We start from the raw sequence: 15240 nt of genomic DNA on the forward strand, positions 1-15240 counted from the left end.
GGCCCCCCGCCCCACACAGGGGGCCTCGGAGATCGGCCCTCAGGCCCCGGCGGACGGCTCGCGCGGCGCCACATACGGCACGTCCGGCGGCAGATGCTCCCGCAACCGATCATCGAACCCGTCGTCGACGTCCCGATACGACCGGTACGCCGGCGGATAGTGCCACCCCCAGGGCTGCTCCCTGTGATGCCCCCACCACCAGCGCCGCGGCTGCCGCAGCCGCTCCACGATGGCCAGCACCGTGTCCCCCACCTCGGCCGGATCGGGCAGCACGTCACCACCGAAGTACCGCTGCCGCCTCAGCAGCGTCGGGCAGCGCACGTCTCCCCGCACGAAGCTCCCGAACCGCCACCCGCTCTCCTCGTCCCAGGCCAGCGCCAGCACGCACTCCTCGACGAGCTCCCGATCCTCGATGAGGATGGAAGCCGAGCGCGGCAGGAACTCCGCCATCCAGTGATCACTCGGCTGAACGGCCCGCCGAACGAGAGCCAGGTAGACATCGTGCAGGTAGCCGACATGCAACTCCTGCCACTCCACATGCCAGACACCCCTGGGCGTCACCACATCGGTGCCCGTGGGGCGGCGACCCCACGCGGCAAGCCGGTCGAGCTGAGCTCCGGCCTTGACCCGCCCTTGAGGACCAGGGACATGCAAGGCTCCCCTCTTTCTCGCGGAACCAGGGATGCCGAGCTGCCGACATGCGACGGGCTTTTGAAGGGCGTCCCCGTCGTCGGCGATTTCTGTGGTCATCCGCACCCCTCCCGCTACCAATGGTGAGGTATGGTAAGTCTGCATGCAATCTTGCACGCAGTCTTACTTCTGTGGCTCAATATCTGGAGTGATCAAGGCTCTGTCCGGGAATTAGCCACTTTTGGGACATATATGGTCAATCGCACTTCTCCGCCCACCGTGCAGCGTCGCATTCTGGCGCGGGAGCTGCGTCATCTCCGTGAACGTGCGTCCCTGACGGGCGACGACATCAAGGACCGGCTCGGCTGGTCGCCTTCCAAGATTTCCAGGATCGAGAACGCCCGCATCAGCGTCTCGCAGGGCGACATCGAATTGTTGCTCGACGTCTACAATGCCTCCGCCGTCCAGCGCGAGCGCCTTCTGGCGCTGGCCGGCCAGACCCAGACCCCGCACTCCTGGCGGGCCTATCCCGCGCCGACGCAGGAGTTCCTGTCGTTTCTCGAAGTCGAGGCGGTGGCCGACTCGATCCGGCAGTGGGAGGTGGGGGTGGTGCCGGGCGTCCTGCAGACGGAGGCGTACGCGCGGCATCTGATCCAGAGCTGGCGCGACATCGACGACACGCTGACGCAGCGTCAGGTCGAGGACCGCGTCGCCATCCGGCTGAACCGCCAGAAACGCTTTCTCCCTCCGGAGTCATCGCACATATGGATCGTTATGGACGAATCCATACTTATGCGGACAGTCGGTGGGCCTGACGTCATGGCGGAACAATTGCAGCAGCTGGTGGACTTCTCCCTGCTGCCCAACGTGAAGCTCCAGGTCGCACCGCTCGATCGGCCCCGGGGGGTGTTCGAGGAGTCCTTCACCCTGCTGAATCTGGACCGGAGCAACCCCCTCGAGCAGTGCCTGGTCTACATCGACCACAATCTCACCAGTCAATTCCTGCTGGATGAACAGCGCTCGATCTACTTCGAGAAGATGTTCGAATATTTCCACAGGAGTGCGTTGGACGAGGAGACGAGCCGCACCATCATTTCGAGATACAACCGTGATGCATCCATGGTTTGAAGTGGCCAGCGGTGCTGGTGGGGCGGCCGATAATATTCCCCGCATGCAAGATCAGTGGACGCGGTCCAGCTTCTGCGGGCATAACGGAAATTGCGTTGAAGTCCGCCTGCTGGATGACGATATGGTCGCCATTCGCGACAGCAAGAACCTTGGCCAGCAGCCCCTCGTGATCACGGCCTCCGCCTATCGGCAGCTGATCGAGAAGGTCAAACGAGGCGACGTCTAGCGCGTCCACTCACGAACCATCGACCACCATGCCCGCCTCAGCAGCCGGCGCCCGTGAAGGGCGTCGGCTGCTCGTCGGTTCGGCCGGTCAGGTGAGGTTCAGGCCGCCGTCCACGGCGAGGATCTGGCCGGTGAGCCAGGTTGTGGTGGGGTCGGCGAGGTGGAGGATCCAGGTGGCCACCTCCTCCGGGACGCCGCGGCGGCCCAGGGGGATGCTGGCGGCCTCGTCCTGCTTGATCTGGGTGACGGTCTCCTCCGGGAGGCCGGCGGCGGTCAGGGCCTCGCTCTCCGTGGGGCCCGGTGCGACGGCGTTGACGCGGATGCCGTCGGCGGCCAGTTCCAGGGCCCAGCTTCTCGTCAGCTGTTCGATGGCGGCCTTCGAGGCGGCGTAGTGGGCGGCGCCGGGCAGGGGGCGGTGGCCGTACGTGCTGGAGATGTTGATGATCGTGCCGCGGGTCTTGCGCAGGTAGGGCAGGGCGGCGTGGGCCAGGAGGCTCGGGGCGGTGACGTTCAGGGCCAGGAGGCTGGCGATGCGCGCCGCGTCCGTCTCCGCCAGCGGCATCATGGCTGTGCCGCCGGCGTTGTTGACCAGGACGTCGAGGTGGCCCCAGCGGTCCGTGGCGGCCTTCACCACGGCCTGCGGGGCGCCGTCCGCGGTGATGTCGGCGGAATGGACGGCGATGCCGGGGTGGTGGGTGGCGGTCTCCTCCAGAGGGGCCGGGCGGCGGCCGACGGCGAGTACGTGCGCGCCCGCCTTGGCCAGGGTGATCGCGGTGGCCCGGCCGATGCCGGAGCCGGCGCCGGTGACGATCGCGACGGTGTTCTCGAGATGACGACTGGTCACGTGCTGAACTTCCTTGCTCTGTTCGGTGCGGTCAGGTGCTGGGGTGGGTTCGTGGGCCCGCACGGAGGGGGAGGCGCAGCGTGACGTGGGCGCCGTGGGTCTCGACGTGCAGGCTGCCGTGGTGGGCGGTGGTGATGGCGCGGGCGATGGCCAGGCAGAGTCCGGTGCCTCCCTGGTCGCCGACCGGCTCGTCGCTCGTTTCCGAGGGGTCGTCGCTGGTCAGGCGGAGTTCCGCGTAGTCGGCCGTGCGGTCCAGGGTGACGGTCGCCGGGTGGCGGGTGGCGCCGAGGAGGATGGCCAGGAGGCGGGTCAGGTAGGTGGAGGAGGCGCGCGTGAGGACGGTCGGGTCCAGGCGGAGCCGCACGTCGCCGACACCGGCCGACGCCGACTCCACCAGGGCGGTCAGGTTCACGTCGGTCAGTTCGCGGTCGTCGAGACCGGCTTCGAGCCTGGACAGCAGGAGCAGGTCGGTGGTGACGTTTTCCAGCCGGTCCAGGTCGTCGCTGACGTGGTCGAGCAGGTCGGTCACGTCGATGTCGTCCGGGTGCCGCCGCGCCGCCTCCACCTGGACGCGCAGCGCGGCCAGCGGCGTACGGACCTCGTGGGAGGCGTCGGCGGTGAAGCGCCGCACCGCATTGGCCCGTTCGTGCAGCTCGTCGGCGCGCGGGATGCGCACGGGCATGCCCATCAGCTCGTCCTGCTCGCGCCCGCAGGCGTCGAGGCAGGGCTGGTTGGCCGCCACGATCGTCATGTCCCCTGCCATGACCAGGCACGGGTTCGGGACGGCCGCGAGCAGGGCGGCGTGGTCGTGTCTCATCGGGTTCCTCCCCAGGCGCTGAGCGAGCCTGTCACCAGCTAGGACAGCGCAGCCCTCCGGTCTGTGACCGAAAGGGGGCGGCTTTACCGACCCGAGGGCTTAGGGGGAGACGGCGGGGGGAGGATGCGGTGGATCGAGGGGGAGGCGTGTCATGAAGGTCGTGGTGGTCGGCGGGACCGGCCTGATCGGATCGAAGCTGGTGACCAGGCTGTCGCGCGACGGCCACGAGGCGGTGGCGGCCTCGCCGCGCACCGGGGTGAACACGCTCACCGGCGAGGGTCTCGCCGAAGCGCTGGAGGGGGCGCAGGTGGTGGTCGACGTGTCGAACGCGCCGTCGTTCGAACCGGCCGCCGTCCTGGAGTTCTTCGAGACCTCCACCGGCAACCTGCTGGCCGCCGAGTCTGAGGCGGGGGTCGGGCACCATGTCGCGTTGTCCATCGTGGGCACCGAACGCATGCCGGATAACGGATATTTCCGGGCGAAGGTCGCGCAGGAGCGGCTGATCGAGAAGTCGGGGATCCCGTACTCGCTGGTGCACGCGACCCAGTTCTTCGAGTTCGTGAAGGGCATCGCGGACGAGGCCGCCGACGGGGGAGTGGTGCGCATCGCGCCGGTGCTGTTCCAGCCGATCGCCGGGGACGACGTGGCGGCGGCGCTGTGCGAGGTCGCGGAGGGTACGCCGCTCAACGGCCGGCTGGAGGTCGCCGGGCCGGAACGGGTCAGGATGGACGAGTTCGTCCGGCAGGCGCTGGCGGGGCTCGGTGACCCCCGTGAGGTGGTCACCGACCCGCACGCGCGTTACTTCGGGAGCGAGCTCGGCGAGCACTCGCTCGTGCCGCTGGGGGAGGCGCGGCTCGGCGAGGCTCGCTACGGCGACTGGGCCGCCGCCCGGTAGCACGCCCGAGACGTCAGACGGACTGGCGGCCCAGGGCGCGGAGCTGGTCGGGCGTCAGAGCCGAGACGTTCTGGTCGATGGGGACGTCCGTGTACTGGTGGATCGCCCACGACTTCCAGTCGGCCGGCGGCGTGATCGCGCCCTTGGCCCGGCTGTAGTGGGCGACCCAGAGCGGGTACTGCGCCAGGCCGTGGCCGTAGGTGTCGGCGAAGTTCCAGCCGCTGTAGAAGAGCGGCTTGGTGCCGGTCTGGTTCTCCACGTACGACAGCCACGCCTTGGCCCAGGTGTTGACCTCGGCGACGGACTTGCCGTCGGTCGTCTCCAGGTCGAGGACCAGCAGGTCACCGGCCTTGGCGGGCTGGGCGTTCACCGCGGCCAGGAAGTGGTTGGCGTCGGCGATGGGGTCGTCGGCGGGGTGGCCGTAGTGGTAGGCGCCGCGCACGATGCCCTTCTCGCCGAGCTCCCGCCAGTGCCTGGCGAAGGAGGAGTCGACGAAGTCGGTCCCCTCGGTGGCCTTGATGATGCCGAACTGCGCCGAGCTGGAGCTCCAGTCGTACAGCGGCTCGTAGTGGGAGATGTCCAGGCCGTAGGTCAGGGCGGAGCTGTGCTGGGCCGCCTCGTGCGGGGCGACCTGGTCGGTGGTGGAGGCGTGTGCGGTGCCGGTGACGGCGGTGACGGCGGCGAGTACGGCTCCGCCGAGCGCCAGTCCGAGGCGCTTGCGGTTCTCGGCAAGCTTGGCCATGCGGATGTTGACTCCTTGCTTCCATGCCGCCTACCGGGTTAGCTGACGGGTTCGGGACTGGAAGTGCCCTACGGACGCGCATGAGCGGGCGTCCGATTCACCCCGGAAAGTGGGTCCCCGGTTCCGCGGGACGCGGATTCGGCGGCCGTACGCCGGAGGCGGCGTACGGTCCGGTCAAAGATGCGAGGTCACGCGCTGCGGTGGTCCCTCGACCCGCAAAAAGTACATAATTCGCAAAAGTATCTGCAAGTACTCCAAAGGGACTTTCACTCCGCTGGCCTGGTAAGCGGTTCGAAATCCCCGTGTACGTCGCGGATTCGGAAATGGGTAAAGTTTTCCGGCACTCACTCCAGACGGAGCGTGCTGGCCGTCCTCGAGAGGGTCTCCGGCGGCGGCGCGGCGCCGTACGACGGCACGAGCTCGCGCAACGCCGGCCGCCAGCCGTCCACCCGGCCGGGGAAGGCACGTCCGAGCACGTCCAGCATGATCGCCACGGACGCCGACGCCCCGGGTGAGGCCCCGAGCAGGGCGGCGAGCCCGCCGTGGGCCGACGTCACCACCTCGGTGCCGAACCCGGCGATCGACCCGCGCCCGTTCACCGGCTTGACCACCTGCACCCGCTGGCCCGCGGTGATCGGCTCCCAGTCCTCCGCCCGCGCCTCGGGGACGAACCTGCGCAGCGCCCGCAGCCGGTCGCCGCGCGTCTGCACGAGCTGCTCGACCAGGTAGCGCAGCAGGGCCGGCTCGGCGCGGGCGGCGCCGAGCAGCGTCATGACGTTGCCGGGCGTGACGGATCCCGGCAGGTCGGTGAGCCTGCCGCGTTTGAGGAAGCGCGGCGAGAACGCGGCGAAGGGCCCGAACATCAGGTACGTCCGCCCGTCCACGACCCGGGTGTCGAGATGCGGCACCGACAGGGCGGGCGCGCCCGGCTCGGCGTGGCTGTAGACCTTGGCGCGGTGCCCGGCCACCAGTTCGGCCCGGTCCGTACGCAGGAACCGCCCGCTGATCGGAAACCCCCCGTACGCCCGCGTCTCCGCCACCCCGGCGCTCTGCAGCAGCGGCAGCGTACCCCCGCCCGCCCCCAGGAACACGAACGACCCGCGCACCCCGTAGTCGCGGGCACCCGCCAGGTCGCACACGCGCAACCGCCACGACCTGCGGTCACGGGAGAGCCCGCGCACCTCGTGCCCGGTCCGCACCTCGACGCCGTCACGTTCGAGCGCGGCGAACAGCCGCCGGGTCAGCACGCCGTAGTCGACGTCGGTGCCGCCGCGAGAACGGCACAGCGCCACCTGCTCACCGGCGGGCCGACCGGCGAACATGAGCGGCAGCAGCTCCGCCATCACCGCCCGGTCGCGGATGAATTCGAGCCCTTCGAACAGCGGATGATCGCGCAGCGCCGCATGCCGCAGCCGCAGGTGCTCGACCCCGGCCGCGCCCCGGGCGAAGGAGAGGTGTGGCACCGGCCGGATGAACCCCGCAGGATCGCCCAGCGTGCCCTCCTCGACCAGGCTCGCCCACAGCTGCCGGGAGAGCTGGAACTGCTCGTTGATCGCGATGGCCCCGCCCACGTCGATCGAGCCGTCGCCGGTGAGCGGTGTGTAGTTGAACTCGCACAGTCCCGCGTGCCCGGTGCCGGCGTTGTTCCAGGCCGACGAGCTCTCCAGGCCGGGGCCGTCGAGCCGCTCCAGGACGAGCACCGACCAGTCCGGCTGCACGCGGCGCAGCAGCACGCCCAGGGTGGCGCTCATGATGCCACCGCCGACCAGGACCACGTCGTAGCCCATCCCGGCTCACCTCCAACTCATATGACATGTTCGCTACTTGTATAACAGCGGCCGCGCGGCGTGCGGGATCCGGAGTAGCGTGGATCTTCCAGCGCCCGTACGGCACAGGAGGTGATCACGATGCACCCGGTCTAGCGACGGCCCCATCCGGGGGCGTCACGGAGCCGAGAGGTGACCGTATGAGCAAGACCGACAAGACCCGTCCCTGGTGGGTGAAGATGGCCGAGGCGCCGATGGTGCACTGCCGGCCCGTTCACGACCACCGCGACGGCGTCTGCACCCTTCCCGGCCGCGTCGACCGCGAGAGCGCGTCGCTCAACCGGCGCATGAGCGGCTGCTACTGGCAGGCCACCGACACGTTCCTGTTCGGTGAAGGCGCCCTCAGCGGAGGCCGGGAGTGGACCGGCTACTGCCGTGAGGCGCGCCGCCGCGAGCGGCGTGCGGCCCGGCGCGAGCTGCGCGACCACCGCGCTGACGACTGAGCCGGCGACTGACAGCGCCCCGGGAGGCGTCCGCCTCCCGGCGCATCAATGGGACACTCCACGCATTACCGGTTGAACCATCGTGGAGGTGGGCGTATGTACGCGAAGTCCCTGGGAGTGAACGGCGCCGAGCTGCGCCCCCTGGAGCCCTGGCGGGCGGAGGAGTTCCTGGCCCACATCGACAGGGGGCGAGAGTTCATCGGGCGCTTCGTGGGGCTGGCCGACGTGGTGACCGACCTGCCGTCGAGCCGCGCGTTCCTGCAGCGCTACGCCGACGCGACCGCCGCCGACACCGCGCGGATCCACGGCATCTGGCTGGACGGCACGCTGTCCGGCGGAGTCATGCTGCGCACGATGAACGTCGAGCAGGGCGAGGCCGAGGTGGGCTGCTGGCTGGAGCCCGCGGCGGCCGGCAAGGGGCTGGTGACCAGGGCGGCCGGGATCCTCATCGACTGGGCCGTGGACGAGCGCGGCATCCACCGCGTGGAGTGGGTCGTCGCCTCGGGCAACGCGGCCAGCATCGCCGTGGCCAGGCGGCTCGGGATGACCAAGGAGGGCGTGCTGAGGGAGAGCTACAAGCATCGCGGCGAGCGGCTGGACGTGGAGATCTGGTCGGTGCTGGCGCCGGAGTGGCGCAAGGCGCGAGAAAACGGATAGTCCTTCGATTCGGATAGTCAATCCGCTTTCTGCTACGGTTCAGAGAGAGGACGGAAGGCGCACGCCTGCCCGAGTCCGTCTCTTCCTGCTGTCCGTGAAAGGAAAGCGACCATGCGCATCTTCATCACCGGCGCCAGCGGCTACTTCGGCGGTGTGCTCACCGAGCACCTCATCTCCGCAGGTCACACCGTCGAAGCCCTCGCCCGCTCCGACCGGGCCGCCGCCCGCGTCGCCGAGCTGGGCGCCACCCCCGTGGCGGGCGGCCTGGCCGACACCGCCGTCCTGCACGAGGCCGCCGCCCGCAACGACGCCGTCGTGCACGCCGCCGTCGACTACGGCGACCCGGCCATGCAGGACGTCGAGCAGCCCGCGCTCGACGCGCTGCTGACCGGCCTCGCCGACGGCCGCCCCTTCGTCTACACCAGCACCGGCCTGGTCTACCCCGACACCAAGGGCCGGCCGGTCACCGAGGACGAGGAGGTCAGCGAGCAGACCGCCAGGCAGCCGCACAAGTACCTCGGCGAGCGCCGCGTCCTCGCCGCCACGAACCTCGCCGCCACCGTCATCAGGGCCGGTCTCATCTACGGCCGCGGCGGCAGCGCCATGCTCCAGGGCCTGATCGCCGGAGCCCGCGCGCAGGGCGTCGCCACCTACGTCGGGGACGGCCGCAACATCTGGTCCACCGTCCACGTGGACGACCTGGCCGCCCTCTACGCCGCCGTCCTCACCGGGGGAGAGGGTGGCGGCATGGGTGGCGGCATCGTCAACGCCGCCACCCGCACCGGCATGGCCTTCCGCGAGATGGTCGAGGCGGTCGCCACCCTCACCGGCACGCACACCGCCTCGCTGTCCCTCGACCAGGCCACGCAGCTCTTCGGCGACCTGGCGCACATGCTCGCCGGCTCGACGCCCCTCGACCCCTCGCGGGCCGAGAGGCTGTACGGCTGGAAGCCCGCCGGCCCGTCCCTGGTCGAGGACGTCACCCGGGGCAGCTACGCCGCCGCCTGACACGGCGATCGGCGCGCCGCTCAACGCGCGGCCGAGGTCTGGGCGCGGTGGGCCTCGGCGCCCGTCCGCCGGGCCGGACCCTTGACCCACATGTAGGTGCCGGGGCGGGCCCGCTCCCAGCGCAGCGAGGCGACCGTGAACCGGCAGATCTGCTCCTTCACGAACGCCGCCGTCCGGCCGCTCAGGATCCGGTCCTTCGGCGAGTCGTCACCGTTGACGAGCTGGACGAGACCGTCGCGCCGCCCCAGGCTGATGCACTGCAGCAGGTAGCGGAACCGGAACGGCTGGGGGGTCCGCCCGGCCGCCCGCGCGTTGATCACGTCGGCGGCGTGCGCGGCGATCGGCATCCCCGCGGCGCACGACATCCGGTTCGTGCTGCCCCGCACCTGCACGGCCGCCGCGTCGCCCACGGCGTACACGCCGGGGTGCGACACCGAGGTCAGCGTCTCGTCCACCACGATCCTGCCGCGCTCGTCCACGGCCAGCCCGGACTCGGCGGCCAGCGGCGACACCGTGAACGACCCGGCCCACACCACGACGTCCGCCGTGATGACGCCCTGGTCCGTACGCACCCCGTCAGGCCCGACGCCGGTCACGCGGGTCCACTCGTGCGTGCGCACGCCCAGCCGGTCGAACGTACGGGCCAGGTGCCGGCGGCCCTTGTCCGACAGGCCCTCGCCCACCGCGCCGCCGGTGGCCAGCGCCACCCGCCATGCCGGGTACGACTCGGCCAGCTCGGCGGCCATCTCCACGCCGGTCAGCCCACCGCCGACCACCACCAGGTCGCCACCGCCGGCGTCCAGCCTCGCCCGCAGGTCGCCGGCGGTCTCGGCGGTGTAGGCGTGCTCGGCCACCCCGGGGGCGGTGGTGTCGGTGCGGCTGCCCAGGGCGTACACGAGCGTGTCGTACGGGAAGCCCCGCCCGTCCTCGGTGCGCACCTGCTTGGCGTCCAGATCGATGCCGCCGACCCTGGCCCGCACGGTCGTGATGCCGGTGCCCTTGGTCAGCTCGCCCAGCGGCACCGTCACCTCGGGCCGGCCCGCCGCCAGCTCGTGCAGCCTGATCCGCTGGGTGAAGTGCGACTCGGCGCTGATGAGGGTGATGCGCTGCTTCCTGTCCAGCCGCAGCGCCGCCGTCAGGCCCGCGTAACCCGCGCCGATCACCACGATGTTCTTGGGGGCGTTCTTCCCGGCGTTCTTCTTGGCGTCCATGTCGTGTCCTTTCTCAGAACCTTCTGCGACACAGACGAGCGGGCGGCCGGAAACGTGATGGTGATTCAGGTCACACTCGGGTGAGCTTCTCCGGATTGCGTACGACGTCGACCTCCGTGATGCGCCCGTCCTCGGCGACGGCGAAGGCCACCACGGTGTCCACGGTGCCGTCCGCGGCCCGCACCACCGCCCCGAACGCGCCGTTGACCTCGGCGAACTCCACGTCCATCCCCTGCATCCAGCGCTCCATCGTGCCCCGCACCAGGCGGGCCACCCGGTCCGCGCCCGACACGGGCTGCATCGCCGCGGACACCACGCCGCCGCCGTCGGAGCGCCACACCACCTCCGGATCGAGCACCGCGACCAGCCCCGACAGGTCGCCGTTCAGCGCCGCCGCGGTGAACGCCTCCACCGCCTTGCGATGCGTCGAGCGGTCCGTCGTGCGGCGGGGACCGTGCTCGCGCACCCGGGCGCGGGCCCGCGACGCCAGCCGCCGTACCGCCTCGTCGCTGCGCCCCAGCACGTCCGCGATCTCCGCGAACGGCACGCTGAACGCGTCATGCAGCACGAACGCCACCCGCTCCGCCGCCGTCAGCCGCTCCAGCACCGCCAGCAGCGCCATGCTGACCGAGTCGTCCAGCGCCGCCCTGTCCTCGGGGCCGAGCTCCTGCACGACCGGCTCGGGCAGCCACGGCCCGGCGTACGCCTCGCGCCGCGCCCTGGCCGAGGTGAGCACGTCGTAGCAGATCCGGCTCACGGTGGTGGTCAGGTAGGCGCGCACGTCCCTGACCTGCGCCTCGCCGGCGTTCCGCCAGCGCAGCCACGCCTCCTGCAGCGCGTCGTCGGCGTCCGCCTTCGTGCCCATGATCCGGTACGCCACGCCCCACAGGTGACCGCGATGCCTCTCGAACTCCGCCAGCCGGCCGGCCTCGTCGGCACTCGTCGCGCTCACCATGCGCCCATTATCCGAGCCGCCCCCTCCGGCCTCCCGCCCGCACCGTCGCTCCCGGCAGAACCCCGATTCTGTCGGCCCCGCCTGCCAGAGTGGCCCCGCCGTCCGTCACCACCGAAGGAGTGCCCCGTGCCCCGCTCCGATCCGCCCGCCGACGTGGACGCCCCCGCCGAAGTCCGGGCGGGGCGGGTGGCGGGGATGGTGGCGCCCCTGCGGGCGAAGGACTTCCGGCGCTACTACGCGGGGCACACCGCGTCCGCGTTCGGTGACGCGCTGACGCCGCTGGCGATCGCCTTCGCCGTCCTCCACCTCACCGGCTCCCCGGTCGACCTGGGCATCGTCGTGCTGAGCACCCGGCTGCCGATCATCGTGCTGACGCTGGTGGGCGGGGCGGCGGGCGACCGCTTCCCGCGCCGCACGATCATGCTGGCCGCCGACCTCGTCAGGTTCGCGACGCACGGCGTGACGGCGGTGCTGCTGCTGACCGGCGCCGCGCAGCTGTGGACCCTGGTGGCCCTGCAGCTCGTCGCCGGGGCCGGCACCGCGTTCTTCAACCCGGCCGCCGTCGGCCTGGTCACCTCGCTGACCGCCAAGGAGCACCTCCAGGCGGCCAACTCGCTGCTGTCGATCTCCAGGAGCACGGTGTCGATCCTGGCGCTGGGCACGGCAGGGGCGCTGGTGGCGCTGGTCGGGCCGGGCTGGGCGATCGCGGTCGACGCGCTGACGTTCCTGGTCAGCGCCGCCTTCCTCTACCGGCTGCCCGGGCGGCTCGCGGCGGCGCGGCAGGAGGGTCTGCTGGCCGGCATCGGCGGCGGGCTCACCGCCGTGCGGCGGCGCACGTGGCTGTGGGTCTGGACCGGCCACATCGCGGTCGCCAACGCGTTCGTGGTCTCGCCGATCCTCGTGCTCGGCCCGTACGTCGCCGACCTGCACCTCGGGGGAGCGCCCGCCTGGTCGGCCATCGGCATCGCGTACGCCGCCGGCGGCCTGGCCGGGGGAGTCGCCGCCACCCGCTGGCGGCCGGCCCGGCCCATGGTGGCGGCGCTGCTGGTGTTCCTGCTGATGGCGCCGCTGCCGGCGCTGCTGGCCGTCCCCGCGCCGGTCTGGCAGCTCACGATCGCGGCCGTCCTGGCGGGCGGCCAGGTGGTGGTGCACAACGTCATGCAGACCACGGCCGTCCAGCGGCACCTGCCCGACGACCTGGTCGCCCGCGCCTACTCCGTCACCCTGCTCGGCGGGCTCGTCGCCGCGCCCCTCGGCATGGCGCTGGCGGGGCCCGCCGTCACGCTGCTCGGCACCCGCCCTGTCCTGCTGGGCTGCGCGGCGATCACCGTCGTGCTGACCGCCGCCATCCTGCTGGTGCCCGCCGTGTGGCGGTTGCGCGAACCGGCGGAAATGGCTTGAGGGCCACCCGCCAGAGGCTGCTATCGTGTGAGGCGCTCAAACCGGGCGTGCCGCGGCGCGCCCCCGCGACGCATCGAGGAGACCAGACATGGCAGGTGACGACGACATCTCCGGGTGATACCGGAGGTCCGGGCCCCAGGCAGGCGTGAGCTGACCGCCGCCGCACGTGGGCCCTGTCTCGTCGTTTCCCGAATCCCTGTCCCTTTCGCCGGGCGGCTTTCGGCGCGCCCGCGTTCCCGTACGAGGTCTGCCATGTCCGATGCTTCCATCGTCTGCTCCCACCTGTCCTTCTCCTGGCCCGACGACACCCCGGTCTTCACCGACCTGTCCTTCAGCGTGGGCGGCGGCCGCACCGGGCTGGTCGCGCCCAACGGCGCGGGCAAGAGCACGCTGCTCAAGCTGATCGCCGGCGAGCACCGCCCGCGCGGCGGCAGCGTCACGGTCGAGGGCGTGCTCGGCTACCTGCCGCAGACCCTGCCGCTCGTCGGCGACCTGACCGTGGCCGAGGTGCTCGGCATCGCGCCGGTGATCGCCGCGATCGACGCCATCGAGGCGGGCGACACCGCGGAGGAGCACTTCACCACCATCGGCAACGACTGGGACATCGAGGAGCGCACCCGCGCCCAGCTCGAACGGCTCGGCCTCGGCGGGCTCGCGTTCGACCGCCGCCTCGGCACGCTCAGCGGCGGCCAGGTGGTCTCGCTCGGCCTGGCCGCGCAACTGCTCAAGCGGCCCGACGTGCTGCTGCTCGACGAGCCGACCAACAACCTCGACCGCGCCGCCCGCCACCGCCTCTACGACGTGCTCGGCGACTGGTCCGGCTGCCTGCTGCTGGTCAGCCACGACCGTACGCTGCTCGACCGCATGGACCGCATCGCCGAGCTCGAACGCGGCGAGGTCCGCTTCTACGGGGGCGGCTTCACGGCGTACGAGGAGGCGGTGCGCACCGAGCAGGAGGCCGCCGAGCGCAACGTGCGCAACGCCGAGCAGGAGCTCAAGCGCGAGAAGCGGGAGATGCAGCAGGCCCGCGAGCGCGCCGAGCGGCGGGCCGGCAACGCCGCGCGCAACCTGAAGAACGCGGGCCTCGCGCGCATCGTCGCAGGCGGCCTGAAGCGCAGCGCGCAGGAGTCGGCGGGCCGGGCCGGGCAGATGCACGCCGGCCGCGTCGGCGACGCCAAGGCCCGGCTCGACGAGGCCGAGCGGGCGCTGCGCGACGACCAGAAGATCGTGCTTGAGCTGCCGGACACGCGGGTGCCCGCGGGCCGCACGGTGTTCGAGGGCGCGGGGCTGCTGGCCCGTGACCTGTTCGCCGCGCCCGGCATCGACCTGTCCGTACGCGGCCCCGAGCGCATCGCGCTGACCGGCCCCAACGGCGCCGGCAAGTCCACCCTGCTCCGCATCGTCAGCGGTGACCTGGCGCCCGACGCGGGCACGACCCGGCGGGCCGACGGGCGGGTGGCGTACCTGTCGCAGCGGCTCGACCTGCTCGACCTCGACCGCACGGTGGCCGAGAACCTCGCCGCCTTCGCTCCCGGCATGGCCGCCGCCGACCGGATGAACCTGCTGGCCCGCTTCCTGTTCCGGGGCCAGGGCGCCCACCTGCCGGTCGGTGTGCTGTCGGGCGGCGAGCGGCTGCGCGCCACGCTGGCCTGCGTGCTGTGCGCCGAGCCCGCTCCCCAGCTGCTGCTGCTCGACGAGCCCACCAACAACCTCGACCTGGTCAGCGTGGGGCAGCTGGAGAGTGCGCTGAGCGCGTACGAGGGGGCGTTCGTGGTGGTGAGCCACGACGAGCGCTTCCTCGCGGAGATCAAGGTGGAGCGGTGGCTTGAGCTGTCGGACGGCCGCCTCGTGGAAACCGCCGCCCCCTCCTGACGGCCCGCCCGACGGCGTCAGGGGCGTGGGGCGCGGCGGTCGCGGCGGGCCTCCAGCTCCTCCGCGCTCACCGGGATGAGCATCGGCTGCCCGCTCACCCCCCACATGTGCACCACGAACTCGGTCTCGGCGTCGGCGAGGTTGTTCGCGTCCTGGTAGTGGATGAGGTCGCCGCCCGGCTCCCAGAACGCCTCACCGGCCCTGATGACCCGTTCGGGCTCGCCCTCCAGCTCGAAGAGCAGCTCGCCGCTGATCACGTACCCGAAGGCGGGCCCGGTGTGACGGTGCGGCGGGTTGCCCTCGCTGCCCGGCGGCAGCGTGACCAGCAGCGTCATCACCTCCGCGCCGTCCGGCACCTGCGGCGCCGGCACCGACGCGACCAGCTCCAGCTTGGGCGGCGGGGTGGTGGCGTTCGGGTTGTCGAGGTGGTGCCCGTGGTCGGCTTTCATGATCTCCCCCGTTCCTGTCCGGCCGGTCACGCGCGCTCGTGCCCACGGTGGCCGGCCGGTCGGCCGGGGGTTACGCTGCCCGGCCCGCCGCACGGCTACCCGGCGGCGGGTTCAAGGCTTGGTGACGATCCGCACAG

Annotated in this window: 16 protein-coding genes and 1 riboswitch; of the genes, 8 read left to right on the forward strand and 8 right to left on the reverse strand. The window is 71.6% G+C overall.

From position 1 onward, the window contains the following. Positions 1-39: 39 nt before the first annotated feature. Positions 40-537: a DUF6292 family protein gene (locus tag AB0K28_RS35585; protein ID WP_364378546.1), complete on the reverse strand. Its 498-nt coding sequence runs from the start codon at positions 535-537 to the stop codon at positions 40-42. Between the two features lie 345 nt (positions 538-882). On the opposite strand from AB0K28_RS35585, the gene AB0K28_RS35590 reads away from it, so the two are divergent. Both AB0K28_RS35590 and AB0K28_RS35595 read left to right on the forward strand, forming a co-directional pair. Beyond that, the gene (locus AB0K28_RS35590; RefSeq protein ID WP_364378549.1) at positions 883-1758 is read left to right on the forward strand and encodes a helix-turn-helix transcriptional regulator; all 876 of its coding nucleotides are present in this window, start codon (positions 883-885) and stop codon (positions 1756-1758) included. 43 nt (positions 1759-1801) lie between these two features. Then, positions 1802-1984 carry a DUF397 domain-containing protein gene (locus AB0K28_RS35595; RefSeq protein WP_345385633.1) on the forward strand — a complete coding sequence of 61 codons (183 nt, stop codon included), beginning with the start codon at positions 1802-1804 and terminating at the stop codon, positions 1982-1984. A gap of 87 nt (positions 1985-2071) precedes the next feature. On the opposite strand, the gene AB0K28_RS35600 is transcribed toward AB0K28_RS35595, so the two are convergent. Both AB0K28_RS35600 and AB0K28_RS35605 read right to left on the reverse strand, forming a co-directional pair. After that, a complete protein-coding gene (locus AB0K28_RS35600) occupies positions 2072-2827 on the reverse strand; it encodes an SDR family oxidoreductase (RefSeq protein ID WP_364378552.1) in 756 nt (251 codons plus the stop codon). A gap of 31 nt (positions 2828-2858) precedes the next feature. Then, a complete protein-coding gene (locus AB0K28_RS35605; RefSeq protein ID WP_364378555.1) occupies positions 2859-3644 on the reverse strand; it encodes a HAMP domain-containing sensor histidine kinase in 786 nt (261 codons plus the stop codon). 151 nt (positions 3645-3795) lie between these two features. Here AB0K28_RS35605 and AB0K28_RS35610 point away from each other — a divergent pair, with 151 nt between their 5' ends. Next, entirely contained in the window at positions 3796-4539 is a 744-nt protein-coding gene (locus tag AB0K28_RS35610; protein WP_364378558.1) for an SDR family oxidoreductase, read from the forward strand. A 13-nt stretch (positions 4540-4552) separates the two neighbouring features. Here the strand turns inward: AB0K28_RS35610 and AB0K28_RS35615 are convergent, their stop codons facing one another. Continuing rightward, positions 4553-5281 (reverse strand): GH25 family lysozyme, encoded by a 729-nt coding sequence (locus AB0K28_RS35615; protein ID WP_345385627.1) that lies wholly within the window; start codon positions 5279-5281, stop codon positions 4553-4555. Between the two features lie 12 nt (positions 5282-5293). Next, positions 5294-5435: riboswitch (cyclic di-AMP (ydaO/yuaA leader) on the reverse strand. Positions 5436-5625: 190 nt separating this feature from the next. Next, the gene (mqo, locus tag AB0K28_RS35620) at positions 5626-7068 is read right to left on the reverse strand and encodes a malate dehydrogenase (quinone) (protein WP_364378563.1); all 1443 of its coding nucleotides are present in this window, start codon (positions 7066-7068) and stop codon (positions 5626-5628) included. Between the two features lie 179 nt (positions 7069-7247). Between mqo and AB0K28_RS35625 the strand changes: the two genes are divergently transcribed. From AB0K28_RS35625 to AB0K28_RS35635, 3 genes are all read left to right on the forward strand, one after another. Beyond that, positions 7248-7550, forward strand: coding sequence for a hypothetical protein (locus tag AB0K28_RS35625; protein WP_345385621.1), 303 nt, complete (start codon positions 7248-7250; stop codon positions 7548-7550). 96 nt (positions 7551-7646) lie between these two features. After that, positions 7647-8207: a GNAT family protein gene (locus tag AB0K28_RS35630; RefSeq protein WP_364378566.1), complete on the forward strand. Its 561-nt coding sequence runs from the start codon at positions 7647-7649 to the stop codon at positions 8205-8207. Between the two features lie 111 nt (positions 8208-8318). Next, entirely contained in the window at positions 8319-9215 is an 897-nt protein-coding gene (locus tag AB0K28_RS35635; RefSeq protein WP_345385617.1) for an NAD-dependent epimerase/dehydratase family protein, read from the forward strand. 20 nt (positions 9216-9235) lie between these two features. Here the strand turns inward: AB0K28_RS35635 and AB0K28_RS35640 are convergent, their stop codons facing one another. Continuing rightward, complete coding sequence (locus AB0K28_RS35640) at positions 9236-10426, reverse strand: FAD-dependent oxidoreductase (protein ID WP_364378570.1); 1191 nt, start codon at positions 10424-10426, stop codon at positions 9236-9238. Positions 10427-10496: 70 nt separating this feature from the next. After that, positions 10497-11381, reverse strand: coding sequence for an RNA polymerase sigma factor SigJ (gene sigJ, locus AB0K28_RS35645; RefSeq protein ID WP_364378573.1), 885 nt, complete (start codon positions 11379-11381; stop codon positions 10497-10499). Between the two features lie 126 nt (positions 11382-11507). Here sigJ and AB0K28_RS35650 point away from each other — a divergent pair, with 126 nt between their 5' ends. Together AB0K28_RS35650 and AB0K28_RS35655 are read left to right on the forward strand one after the other, a co-directional pair. Further along, complete coding sequence (locus AB0K28_RS35650; protein WP_364378576.1) at positions 11508-12782, forward strand: MFS transporter; 1275 nt, start codon at positions 11508-11510, stop codon at positions 12780-12782. A 252-nt stretch (positions 12783-13034) separates the two neighbouring features. Beyond that, entirely contained in the window at positions 13035-14654 is a 1620-nt protein-coding gene (locus AB0K28_RS35655; protein WP_345385605.1) for an ABC-F family ATP-binding cassette domain-containing protein, read from the forward strand. 17 nt (positions 14655-14671) lie between these two features. On the opposite strand, the gene AB0K28_RS35660 is transcribed toward AB0K28_RS35655, so the two are convergent. Further along, positions 14672-15103: a cupin domain-containing protein gene (locus tag AB0K28_RS35660; RefSeq protein ID WP_364378579.1), complete on the reverse strand. Its 432-nt coding sequence runs from the start codon at positions 15101-15103 to the stop codon at positions 14672-14674. Between the last annotated feature and the right edge of the window lie 137 nt (positions 15104-15240).

The sequence above is a fragment of the Nonomuraea sp. NPDC049504 genome, assembly GCF_040676845.1.
GTDB lineage: Bacteria > Actinomycetota > Actinomycetes > Streptosporangiales > Streptosporangiaceae > Nonomuraea > Nonomuraea salmonea.

Bases quoted from the DNA above. Each gene is read 5' to 3' on its own strand.
- AB0K28_RS35590 (WP_364378549.1), top strand. From the start codon at position 883: ATGGTCAATCGCACTTCTCCGCCCACCGTGCAGCGTCGCATTCTGGCG.
- AB0K28_RS35595 (WP_345385633.1), top strand. From the start codon at position 1,802: ATGCAAGATCAGTGGACGCGGTCCAGCTTCTGCGGGCATAACGGAAAT.
- AB0K28_RS35605 (WP_364378555.1), bottom strand. From the start codon at position 3,644: ATGAGACACGACCACGCCGCCCTGCTCGCGGCCGTCCCGAACCCGTGC.
- AB0K28_RS35610 (WP_364378558.1), top strand. From the start codon at position 3,796: ATGAAGGTCGTGGTGGTCGGCGGGACCGGCCTGATCGGATCGAAGCTG.
- AB0K28_RS35615 (WP_345385627.1), bottom strand. From the start codon at position 5,281: ATGGCCAAGCTTGCCGAGAACCGCAAGCGCCTCGGACTGGCGCTCGGC.
- mqo (WP_364378563.1), bottom strand. From the start codon at position 7,068: ATGGGCTACGACGTGGTCCTGGTCGGCGGTGGCATCATGAGCGCCACC.
- AB0K28_RS35625 (WP_345385621.1), top strand. From the start codon at position 7,248: ATGAGCAAGACCGACAAGACCCGTCCCTGGTGGGTGAAGATGGCCGAG.
- AB0K28_RS35630 (WP_364378566.1), top strand. From the start codon at position 7,647: ATGTACGCGAAGTCCCTGGGAGTGAACGGCGCCGAGCTGCGCCCCCTG.
- AB0K28_RS35635 (WP_345385617.1), top strand. From the start codon at position 8,319: ATGCGCATCTTCATCACCGGCGCCAGCGGCTACTTCGGCGGTGTGCTC.
- AB0K28_RS35640 (WP_364378570.1), bottom strand. From the start codon at position 10,426: ATGGACGCCAAGAAGAACGCCGGGAAGAACGCCCCCAAGAACATCGTG.
- sigJ (WP_364378573.1), bottom strand. From the start codon at position 11,381: ATGGTGAGCGCGACGAGTGCCGACGAGGCCGGCCGGCTGGCGGAGTTC.
- AB0K28_RS35655 (WP_345385605.1), top strand. From the start codon at position 13,035: ATGTCCGATGCTTCCATCGTCTGCTCCCACCTGTCCTTCTCCTGGCCC.
- AB0K28_RS35660 (WP_364378579.1), bottom strand. From the start codon at position 15,103: ATGAAAGCCGACCACGGGCACCACCTCGACAACCCGAACGCCACCACC.